Genomic DNA, 8394 nt, shown 5'->3' on the forward strand with positions numbered 1-8394 from the left:
CTCCGTTCAGGGCAGCGGCTCGAGCTCGGCCGAGAGAAAGCGCGTCTGGCTGATGCCGCAGGCCGATGCGCCGACGACGACGCTGTCCTGTTCGAAGGTTTGATAACCGGAATGGGTGACGAACACGTCGTACGTTCCAGGACGGTTCTCCGCCGCGCTCAGCTGCTGAATCCCGTCGATGGACGTCGCTGAAGGCCGCAGCGAATCCGCATAGTCGCCATCGCGCACCACACCGGTCGCGGTCGTCGTGAGCGGCGGACCAACTGCAGCTTTCACCGTGACGGTGATCGCCGGTCGATGCGACAATGTGGAACAGTCGCCGTTCCCGCTCATGTCGTTGCTGTTGCAGGCGGCGAGCGCGGCGACGGTGCAGAGCACGACAATTTCGACAATCGAGGATCGCATCGTAATTCGCGTGATCTCCAACGTGCGCATGAGGCGCGGTCAAGGAGGGGCGCATCGCGTAGAAATGATGCGCATAACTTCCTAATGGTAGCGTCGGACGCTACGCGCAACAGCATTGTGCGGCATGCCGAGTTGCATCCGGGTTCGGGAGGAGATTAGTGTATGGCTATGCCCGCTTTGCTGCCGCGCTATACCGTCGATCACATCGACGAGCTGCCCGAATATCCGGGCGTGCGCTACGAGTTGTTGGACGGACTTCTCCTGGTGAGCCCGGCGCCAAGCAGCGTCCATGCGGTCATCACGTCGCGCCTGATCTCAGTGCTCTCGAACGGCATCTCCGAGGAGCATGCGTTCGTCGCGGCGCCGGGCGAGATCCGCCTCGAGCCCTTCACGAGCCTGGTTCCGGATGTGCTGGTCTATCCGGCCAAGTACGGGCTCGGCGCGCCGTGGAAAGATATCGGCGAATGGCTGCTCGCGGTCGAGGTGGTGAGTCCATCGTCCGCGGTGTACGATCGCGATTACAAGCGGCGCGCCTATTCGGCCCTCGGCGTCGGCGAATATTGGGTGGTCGATCCAATGCAGCGCACCATCGAGGTATCGCTCTCCGGTGACGCGCAGCCGCGGGTCGAGCGTCGCGCCGTTCGTTACCGCGCGCCTGGATCCGCGCGAGACCTGCAGATCGACGTGGCGCAGGTGTTCAGCGGCGTGCGCAGTCTCATTCGCATGTAGCGCGAATCCGCGAACACACGACATAGGAGGTCGGTCTCCCGACGCCTGGTCGCGCGCTCGCGCTTGACAGCCACACCTCTTAGCCGCCAAGCTTCGCTTCAGCGCGCGCTGGGGCGCCTCCTGTCCGCGGCAAGGGAGCTCTGCTCCCACCCATTCTGGTTCGGCTCTACGCAGCGAACCTTCTTCCGAGCCTGTACTCAGCGGACTTCGGGCGCGCACGTGGAGGAAGGCCGCGATGGACAGGAAGCTCACGCCCCAGAGCTCCCTCGGGACGCTCAAGAGGGAAGCGAAGCGGTGGCTGACGGCGCTTCGCTCGAATGACCCCGATGCACGTGCGCGCTTCGAGCGCGCGCATCCGTCGGCTCCGCCTAACGCAACGCTGCGCGACGTGCAGCTCGCTCTCGCTCGCGAATACGGTTTCGACGGCTGGACGGCGCTCACGGCCGCGTTATCCAGGCGCCGCGATCACCTGCACGCCCCCCGGGACGCGATCGTTCACTCGTTGCTCGAGTCGGCGCTGCGGGGCGATGCGGCACGTGTGCGCGAAGTGCTCGACGCACATCCCGACGTCGTCAACGAGCGCGCCGAGCTGCAGGGGCACACCGGCAAGCGCACCGCGCTGCACTTCGCGGTCAACAGCGGCAGCGTGGCGGTGGTGGATGTGCTGCTGGCGTACGGCGCGGATCCGAACATCCGCGATGACGGCGACAATGCGATGCCGCTGCACTTCGCGGCCGAGCGGCGGAGTCTCGGTATCGTGGAGCGGTTGATCGCGCACGGCGCCGATCCGATCGGCGCGGGCGACTACCACGACCTCGGCGTGATCGGGTGGGCCACGTGCTTCGGCGACCGGCGCCAGCTCGCGGTGGCCGAGTACCTGCTCGCGCACGGTTCGGAGCACACGATCTTCTCGGCGGTCGCGATGGGTGCGACCGGGGCGATCGGGCGTATCGTCGGCATTGCGTTAGGCGAGCGCGACCGCGTGATGGACACCGCCAACCGTCGCCGGCGCCCGCTGCACCTTGCCGTGATTCAGCGCCGGCCCGAGTCATTGGACGCGCTGCTCGAGCTCGGCGCCGACACCGAGGCTGAGGACGATGCCGGGCTCACGCCGTTGGATCAGGCCGCGTTGAGCGGAGAGACAGCGATGGCTGAGCGGCTGATCGCCGGCGGCGCGCGGCTGCGGCTTCCGGCGGCTCTGGCGCTCGATCGGCCGCGTGACGTCGAGCGACTGCTCGCACAGGAACCGGATGCGCTCAGACCGGGCAACAGGTGGGGCCGTCTCATCGTGCGGGCCGCGGAGTCGTCGTCGGCTGCAGTCATGGCGTCGCTCTTGAGCCACGGCGCATCCGTGCACGCGCGAGACGATGCGCGCACCGCCGTGGACAACACCCACGGCTACACGCCGCTGCACGCGGCAGCGTTCGCGGGCAACCTTGGCGCCGTTCAGGTGCTGCTGCGTCATGGGGCCGATGTCGCGGCGCGCGAGGACAAATGGTGGGGCACGCCGGCCGGCTGGGCGATGCACGCCGGGCATGTCGCGGTACGAGATGCGATTCTCGAGGGACCGATCGACGTCTTCGAGGCCATCGCGTTCGATCGCACTGAGCGCATCGCCGAGATTCTGGCTCGGGATCCGGCGGCGTTGGAGCGTCCGTTCGGCCGCTACGTGACCGGCGACGCGAAACGGCATACGTGGATCGACGTGGCATGGACACCGATCGCGTACGCGGTCGCGAACGGCAAGGCCACGGCAGCGCAGGTGCTGCGGGACCACGGCGCCGACCTGGGTGTGAAGGACAGCGACGGCCATACGTTAGGCGAACTGGCGGCGGCCCGCGGTCACGCCGGGCTCGCGGCAGAGCTGACCCGCGAACCCGCGCGGCTCGCGGTCGCGCAGGGCCGGTCAGGGATCGTCGCCGCCTTTCTCGAGAAGGCCTGTCTCGACTGGCGCACGGGAGGGGACGCGCGTACGCGCGCGATGCACGAGGCCGGGCGACTGCTGGCGGCGCATTCGGAGATCGCGCAGGCAGACATCTTCACCGCGGCCGTGTGCGGCGACGTCGATGGCGTGGCGCGGATGCTCGATGCCGATGCGTCGCTTGCCACGGCGATCGGCGGCCCGCGGAGCTGGCCTCCGATTCTGTACGTGTGCGACGCCCGGCTGCCCCATCCGTGGCCGGCGGGGCGCGGCGTCGAGGTGGCGCGGTTGCTGCTGGATCGCGGCGCCGATGCGAACGCGTTCTACATGGGCGGCAACGCGGACATCCATTACACGGCGCTCACTTGTGTGTTAGGCCGCGGCGAGGAGCAGGCGGCAACGCATCCGGAGGCCCCGGCCCTGGCGCGGCTGCTGTTCGAGCGCGGCGCCGATCCGTTCGATGGCCAGGTGCTGTACAACGTCTTCGCCGATCACGCGTCGCGCCTTCTGTTAGGCGACGACATTGTCTGGCTCCTCGAGCTGATGTACGCGTGTTCGGTGCGGCGCGGACGGTCGGCCGATTGGGCGGACCCGGCGTGGCCCATGCTGTCGATGCGCGGCGCGCCGTCGCTGGGCGACGACGCCCAGGTGTATCACGGCGCGCGCTTCATGCTCGATGCCGCGGTGGACCGCCATCTCCTCGGCCTCGCCGAATGGCTGCTGTCGCACGGCGCTGGACCCGATACGCCGGTTGGGAGTCGGTCTGTGCGCGACGCCAGGGCGACGGCATACGAGGCAGCGATTGCACGAGGTCAGAGCGACCTGGCGCAATTGCTCGTCAAGTACGGAGCGACGCCCGCCCGAGGCCCGATGGACGAGATCGAGGCGCTCACGGAAGCGGCCTTCCGTCTGGATCGCGACCGCGTTGCCGCGATGTTCACCTCGCATCCCGAGTACCGGCGCGAGCCGCGGCCCATGTTCGCGGCGGTTCGCGACGATCGCGCCGATGTGGTGGAGCTGCTGCTCGACCTGGGCGTGTCGCCCGACGTGGCGCATCCGCAGGAGGGCCGAGCTCGACCGTTGCATACCGCGGCCTATCAGGGCGCGGTTCGGAGCGCGTCGCTGCTGCTCGCACGCGGCGCAACCATCGATGCGCGCGAGGAGCGATACCACGCGATTCCGTTGGGCATTGCGTCGTGGGCTCAGCAGCGCCGGATGGTCGAGCTGTTGGGCGCGGTGAGCCGGGATGTCTGGGCGCTTGTCTACAGCGGGCGCGTGGACCGGCTGCGCGCGGTGTTAGGCGACGAGCCGGGATTGGCGCTTGTCGCGACCGCGAGCGGCGAGACGCCGCTCATGCATTTGCCGGATGATGCGGGGCAGGCGCTCGAGACGGCGCAGGTGCTCGTCGGGCACGGCGCGGATCCGTCACGGCGCGGCGTACACGGTCGCACCGCGGCGGAGATCGCCGATGCGCGCGCGCTCGATACGGTCGCGGCGTTCCTGCGATCGCACGGTGGATAGCGGAGCCGCGCTACCGGTTCGTCTTCGGAACGGGCGCCGTGCGGGCGGACGGCTGGGGGCCGTTAGGCCCGATTTTGCCCATCGCCTTGTCGAGCAGGGCCTGCGGGTCGTACACGAAGCCGGCTTTGATGACGAGTTGGACATGACGCGTGTTGGTGATGTCCGTTAACGGATTGCCTTTGATCACGAACATGTCGGCGAACTTGCCCGGCTCGATGGTGCCGAGCAGCGAGCCGACGCCGAGCGCGCGCGCGCCGTTGATGGTGGCCGCTTTGATCGCCGCGGCGTTGGGAATGCCGATCGACACCAGCGTCTGCAGCTCCCGGTGCGACGAGAAGCCGGCGATGTACTCGCCGCGGCTCGGGTTGTCGGTGCCTAACGTAATGATGCCGCCGGCGTCGTAGAATGCCTTGGTCGTGCGGCGCATCGCGGCATAGAGCGAGTCGGCGAGCGGGAACGTGTGGGATGGCGGTTGTCGCCTGGCCCACTCCTGCACGTACGGCGTGAAGAACGTGCGTTCGTCGATCCAGTAGTCGAAGCCGGGTTTGTCGGCGGTGGTGGTGAAGTACACCGGCGCCGTGATGGTCGGATCGAACACCACGTGGTGGCTGATGACGAGGTGGACGATGACCTTGAAGGCGCGTGAGGCTGTGTCGACGTGGACCCACGACTCGTACGCGCCCTTGGTGGAATCGAGCTCATCGCCGCCGAGGATGTGTTCGACGCGGTCGATGCCCATGAGGATCGCGGCCTTGGCGTTGGTCGTGTTGCGGAAGCCGGACTCGAGGTGGGCAGTGACCGTTAGGCCGTGCATGTGGGCGCGGGCGATGAGCGCCGCGAGCTGATACGGCGCCGCGCCCTTGGCCTTGAAGCTGCGAACGCCCTGTGCCGCCCAGTAGTCGACTTCCTTGTCGATGGAGTCGACGCTGATGTGGCGATCCCAGCCGCGCCGCGCCGTGCCGAAATACGGACCCGAGTTGTAGATGCGGGGTCCGATTTGCTGGCCGCTGTCGATGCGCTTGCGGGTCTCCTCCATGCCCACCGGATCGTATTCGCCGGCCGGGAACGTCGAGGTCACGCCGTTGGCCAGGAAGATGTACGGATTGTACGTGTACTCATCTTGTCGAATGCCGCCCTCGCCCAAGGTCATGTTGTAGTGCGCGTGCATGTCGAACATGCCGGGCAGGACGTACTCGTCGTTGGACAGGGTGATGATGCGGGCGCCGGAGGTGTCCTCCTCGGACAGATCTCCGTTGGTCACGAGGATGCGGCCGGCGCGCACGAAGATGCCGCGATTCTGTTCGACGGTGTCGCTGGCGGCGGTGAAGATCCAGCCGCCGCGGATGATGACGGATTGTTGGGCGGGGACGCGGGCGGCGCCGGCAGCGATCGATGCGACGGCGACGAGACCGGCGCAGCATCGCCGGAAGGCGAGGGAGCGCTGGCGGCCGAGTGCTGGGGATGCGGACATGCGGGGTCTCTGGTGAGCGTTCGGCCGGCGCGATGCGGGTCGCGCGCGGGATCGAGGTCGCGGTGCGTCCGTTAGGCAACGGAACGCGCGTGCCGAATACGGTGGGAGTGGTCGCGCAGGGACTCGAACCCCGGACCTCTGGTATGTGAGACCAGCGCTCTAACCAGCTGAGCTACGCGACCGCGAGGCTGCGATCCGCCAGGCGTGTGCATAGCTTAACCGGCCGGTGGGTCCGGTGGTAGTGGCGTGGACAGCGCGGGGACTATAGTCTTTTGCTCTCGGGGCCGGTGTCTAGCGGCTCCGTTGCTCCATGGCTTGGCAGCATCCTCGCGGTCACCCTGGAGGTCGTTCATGGCGATGTTCTCTTTCCTCGATCGAGAACGGACCATCGCGCACCCGGGCTACAACCGGTGGCGCATTCCTACCGCTGCGCTGGCGATTCACCTCGCCATCGGACAAGCGTACGCCTTCAGCGTGTTCAATCTGCCCTTGTCGAAGCAGGAAGGGTGGAAGCTGAGCACCATCGGCTGGGTGTTCAGCATCGCCATCGTGTTCCTCGGCGTGTCGGCGGCGCTGTTCGGCAAGTGGCTCGAGCGCGTCGGTCCGCGGCGGGCGATGTTCGCCGCCGCCTGCTGCTTCAGCGGCGGATTCCTGGTCGGTGCGTTGGGCATCAGGACGCACAGCTTTCCGCTGCTGCTCGCCGGCTACGGTGTGTTAGGCGGCTTCGGGTTGGGCATCGGCTACATCTCGCCGGTGTCGACGCTCATCAAATGGTTTCCCGACCGGCCGGGGATGGCGACGGGGATGGCGATCATGGGCTTCGGCGGCGGCGCGATGATCGCCTCGCCGTTGTCGGTGGGGCTCATGAATCATTTTCGCACGGCGACGTCGCAGGGTGTGGCGCCGACGTTCGTGTCGCTCGCCATCCTGTACTTCATCTTCATGATGTTCGGCGTGTTCACCGTGCGCCTGCCGCGCGAGGGGTGGCAGCCGGCGGGATGGACGGCGCCGCTGACGCCGCCCAAGCTGGTGACGACGGCCAACGTGGAGGTGAACGAAGCGATGCGGACGCCGCAGTTCTGGCTCGTGTGGTGGGTGTTGTGCTTGAACGTGACGGCGGGCATCGGGGTGATCGGCCAGGCGTCGCCAATGATCCAGGAGATTTTCTTCAAGGGGAATCGGCCGGCAGCGGCGGCGGGCTTCGTCGCGCTGCTGAGCCTCGCCAACATGACGGGCCGGTTCGGGTGGGCGTCGTTGTCCGACGTGATCGGGCGCAAGGCGACGTACACGACGTTTTTCGTGTTAGGCATGGCGCTCTATGCGTTCGTGCCGCACACGGGCCAGCTGCAGAGCGTCCTGCTGTTCGTGATTGCGTTCGTGATCATCCTCTCGATGTACGGCGGCGGATTCTCGACGGTGCCGGCGTATCTCAAGGACCTGTTCGGCACGATGCAGGTGGGCGCGATCCACGGGCGCCTGCTCACCGCCTGGTCGGCGGCGGGCATCTTCGGTCCGGTGCTGGTGAACTACATCCGCGAGTACGAGATCGATCACGGGGTGCCGAAGGCAGATGCGTACTCGGTGACGATGTACCTCATGGCGTGCCTGCTGCTGGTGGGGCTCATCTGCAACCTGCTCGTGCGCCCGGTGGATCCGAAGCACTACTTTACCGGCGAGATCGAGCCGGACGGGCGGTCCGCTCATCCACCGTTAGGCGGCGCGATTCCGGGAGGCGTCAATGCCTGATGTGACCACGCGGCCGACCGACGCCGAGGCGTCGGGGGAAGCGGCCAAGCTCTGGTTGTCGTGGCTCTGGGTCGGCATCCCCGGACTCTGGGGGGTGTATCACGTCGTGGTCGACGCGCTCAAGATCTTCAAGTAGCCAGGCACGGACGGGCGACCGATGCCTAACCGTGAACCCCATGCGAGATGGGCCCTCCAGGGATCGAACCTGGGACCGTCGGATTATGAGTCCGCTGCTCTAACCATCTGAGCTAAGGGCCCGCAACGACTTACGTCACTGGTACTGCCTCACCTGTTCAAATTCTGTTCAAATCTGCACTGGGCTCACGGTCGCCGCGAGGCCTGCTTCAACGCGTGCTTGATCATCGCGGCCTGCTCACCGAGGCCGTTGACGAGCGGGTCGTCGTCGCCGAAGCGTCGCGCGACGTCGTCCATGAACGCGGTGATCTCCTTCGCCGTCTTCAACGCACTCAGGCGGGCGTTCAACTCCGCGTGCTGCTCGGGCGTCATCATCGGTTCGCCTCCACGGGTGGGATGATCACCTTCGCCAGGGGTTCGAGCCCGGCCTTCGCGTACACGGCCGTGAGCCGGGTGTGAAACTCGG

Annotated in this window: 7 protein-coding genes and 2 tRNA genes; 4 read left to right on the top strand and 5 right to left on the bottom strand. The window is 67.1% G+C overall.

The window, feature by feature from the left end; all coding sequences use genetic code 11:
* Positions 1-6: 6 nt before the first annotated feature.
* A complete protein-coding gene (locus VFW04_03125; protein ID HEX5178301.1) occupies positions 7-405 on the bottom strand; it encodes a hypothetical protein in 399 nt (132 codons plus the stop codon).
* Positions 406-567: 162 nt separating this feature from the next.
* Between VFW04_03125 and VFW04_03130 the strand changes: the two genes are divergently transcribed.
* Together VFW04_03130 and VFW04_03135 are read left to right on the top strand one after the other, a co-directional pair.
* A complete protein-coding gene (locus VFW04_03130) occupies positions 568-1134 on the top strand; it encodes a Uma2 family endonuclease (GenBank protein ID HEX5178302.1) in 567 nt (188 codons plus the stop codon).
* 235 nt (positions 1135-1369) lie between these two features.
* Complete coding sequence (locus VFW04_03135; GenBank protein HEX5178303.1) at positions 1370-4576, top strand: ankyrin repeat domain-containing protein; 3207 nt, start codon at positions 1370-1372, stop codon at positions 4574-4576.
* A 10-nt stretch (positions 4577-4586) separates the two neighbouring features.
* Here VFW04_03135 and VFW04_03140 read toward each other — a convergent pair whose 3' ends face one another.
* Both VFW04_03140 and VFW04_03145 read right to left on the bottom strand, forming a co-directional pair.
* Positions 4587-6047, bottom strand: a complete 1461-nt coding sequence (locus VFW04_03140) for an amidohydrolase family protein (GenBank protein ID HEX5178304.1) — start codon at positions 6045-6047, stop codon at positions 4587-4589.
* A gap of 108 nt (positions 6048-6155) precedes the next feature.
* Positions 6156-6229 (bottom strand) — tRNA-Val (locus tag VFW04_03145).
* 169 nt (positions 6230-6398) lie between these two features.
* On the opposite strand from VFW04_03145, the gene VFW04_03150 reads away from it, so the two are divergent.
* Complete coding sequence (locus VFW04_03150) at positions 6399-7793, top strand: OFA family MFS transporter (GenBank protein HEX5178305.1); 1395 nt, start codon at positions 6399-6401, stop codon at positions 7791-7793.
* Positions 7786-7929, top strand: a complete 144-nt coding sequence (locus VFW04_03155) for a hypothetical protein (GenBank protein HEX5178306.1) — start codon at positions 7786-7788, stop codon at positions 7927-7929. The genes VFW04_03150 and VFW04_03155 overlap by 8 nt, the downstream gene beginning before the upstream one ends.
* A gap of 48 nt (positions 7930-7977) precedes the next feature.
* On the opposite strand, the gene VFW04_03160 is transcribed toward VFW04_03155, so the two are convergent.
* Together VFW04_03160 and VFW04_03165 are read right to left on the bottom strand one after the other, a co-directional pair.
* Positions 7978-8051: transfer RNA gene (locus VFW04_03160), tRNA-Ile, on the bottom strand.
* A gap of 63 nt (positions 8052-8114) precedes the next feature.
* Positions 8115-8303: a hypothetical protein gene (locus tag VFW04_03165; protein ID HEX5178307.1), complete on the bottom strand. Its 189-nt coding sequence runs from the start codon at positions 8301-8303 to the stop codon at positions 8115-8117.
* Positions 8304-8394 lie beyond the last annotated feature (91 nt).

This window comes from Gemmatimonadaceae bacterium, from assembly GCA_036273715.1.
In the GTDB taxonomy this organism is placed as follows: Bacteria; Gemmatimonadota; Gemmatimonadetes; order Gemmatimonadales; family Gemmatimonadaceae; genus JADGGM01.